We start from the raw sequence: 1,904 nt of genomic DNA, 5'->3' as shown, positions 1-1,904 counted from the left end.
TTCGACTGTTTAAACCCAGCTTCGGCGATAAGGAGGCGGGTTTTAGGGTGCGTATAGTGCATACCTTGGTCGGAATGGAAAATGGTGTTGGGATGAATATTGCCGTCCAATCGTTTGAGTAAGCGAGTCATTGTCTGTTCAACCAAGGATAATTCCAATGAAGAAGAGAGATAGTGCGCCAAAATCTGCTTCGTAGCACCATCCTTTACACAAGAAAGATACGCCCACTGACCGCTGCCATAGCGTATGTATGTGATGTCTGTAAGGAGGACTTTCTCTGGTTCTCCTTGATCAAACTGACGCTCAAGAAGATTAGGACATGTACGATGTTCCTGAGTCGCTTTAGCCATCTTGCGATAGGGATTAGCTTGACGGATCGTAGCTACTAACCCAAACTTACGCATGATGCGACGAATCTTTTTATGATTCATGACAACGCCATTCAATTTCTCCAACCTTATTTTGATAACCAATGCGCCTATTTTTCCGTTCAACGATTCAAAATGCTCCAAGCTGAAAGTCGTATTGATCGGCTGTCTCTCGCAGACCCTCTTCAGCGCTGCACCAACGGTAATAGCCGCTTGTACTTACTTCGGGAATCTGACATAGATAACGTGCTACTCGTAGTAAATCATGCTTTCGAATTGTTTGAATAATGAGTTGAAAACGCTCGGAAGGGGTCAACTCCTTACTGTTTCTCCTTTCGAGCGCTTCTAGCTTTTTTAAAAGCTCGTTCTCCGCTTCAAGGAGTTTAATCTGAGCCTCTGCTTGTTTCAGTTTCTCTTCTGCTGATGATTCCGTTTTTGATCGTCTGCCCGTACTTCCTATGCCTCTGCGCTCTTTTAGCAAGCCAGCCTCACCGTACGCTGGAGGGAGACTTATGCTAAAGCAGCAGAATTGAATGATATAAAATCGTGGAAAATGTCCGATCCTGCACTTGGTCATAGAAACGGCAGAGCTGAAGGAGAGGGCTGGTCTACTAATATGCAGCAAGATCAAGAAAGCTTTTTGAGCTTTGGTCCTTACGTGAAGAATCTCTCGCTAGGTACATACATGGAAGGTTAGTTTTCCTTTGATGATTGATAATAACTCGGCAGACAATGCGAAAGTCGTTCGACTGGAAGTCTACGATCCTGAATCATATCGACATGCGAAGTAACTAGGCAACAATTCCTTCATTCAAATGTGACACAGTATTTCGAATTGCCGTTTGATAATATCCCTACCGATCATCGATTGGAATTCAGAATATATTGGTATAGGGTAGCCAAGGTTACTGCAAGGGATATAACCATCGGCAAATCCACTAATCTTATGTATAAGAAAACATGGTCGTTATCAGAGCCAGTGATTGGACACAGGACAGGCAGACTCGATGGTGAGGGCTGGTCAGCCAATACACAACAAGACGGTGAAGGATTTCTAACTTTTGGCCCTTACATCTCAGTCGTACCCGCAGGATCATGGGAAGTGAACTGGCCATTAATGATCGATAATCATTCAGCGGACAACGCTAAAGTGGCTCATATTGAGGCGTTTGATTTTGAAACAAAAGAGATATTAGCTTATCGTGAAATTACATGTCAGGAATTTGAACGTCCCTTTGAATATAAAAATTTTAACTTGAAATATATTCAGGTGAACCCAAGCCACCGATTGGAGTTCCGCACCTATTGGTATGGTAATGCGTTTATCAAAATGAAAAACCTTCAACTTAAGAGTATGGAGTTCACTTCATTTGGCAAAGTGTGGAGCATTTTCGACAGCCACAAAGAAAAATGTATGTTTTATAAAACACAAGATTTTTACCATATACATACATGGAAGTTTACTAATACCTGTTAATTAACATGGTTAAGAAGATATAGTAGATTTGGAAAATAGTCTAAGGAGGTTTTTTGTAT

At 41.8% G+C, this 1,904-nt stretch carries 3 protein-coding genes; 1 reads left to right on the top strand and 2 read right to left on the bottom strand.

Annotation, left to right across the window (positions count from 1 at the left end):
- The coding region (locus tag AZ66_RS33190; RefSeq protein ID WP_231587094.1) for a DDE-type integrase/transposase/recombinase at positions 1-494 on the bottom strand (494 nt) is incomplete at its 3' end.
- A 4-nt stretch (positions 495-498) separates the two neighbouring features.
- Entirely contained in the window at positions 499-849 is a 351-nt protein-coding gene (locus tag AZ66_RS33185; protein WP_231587093.1) for a hypothetical protein, read from the bottom strand.
- Positions 850-1,314: 465 nt separating this feature from the next.
- Between AZ66_RS33185 and AZ66_RS28840 the strand changes: the two genes are divergently transcribed.
- Positions 1,315-1,845: a hypothetical protein gene (locus tag AZ66_RS28840; protein WP_156160132.1), complete on the top strand. Its 531-nt coding sequence runs from the start codon at positions 1,315-1,317 to the stop codon at positions 1,843-1,845.
- Positions 1,846-1,904 lie beyond the last annotated feature (59 nt).

The sequence above is a fragment of the Paenibacillus sp. E194 genome (assembly GCF_000935845.1).
Lineage (GTDB): Bacteria > Bacillota > Bacilli > Paenibacillales > Paenibacillaceae > Paenibacillus_B > Paenibacillus_B alvei_B.
Note: the sequence above shows the minus strand (reverse complement) of the source record. Positions and strands in the feature narration are given on the sequence as shown.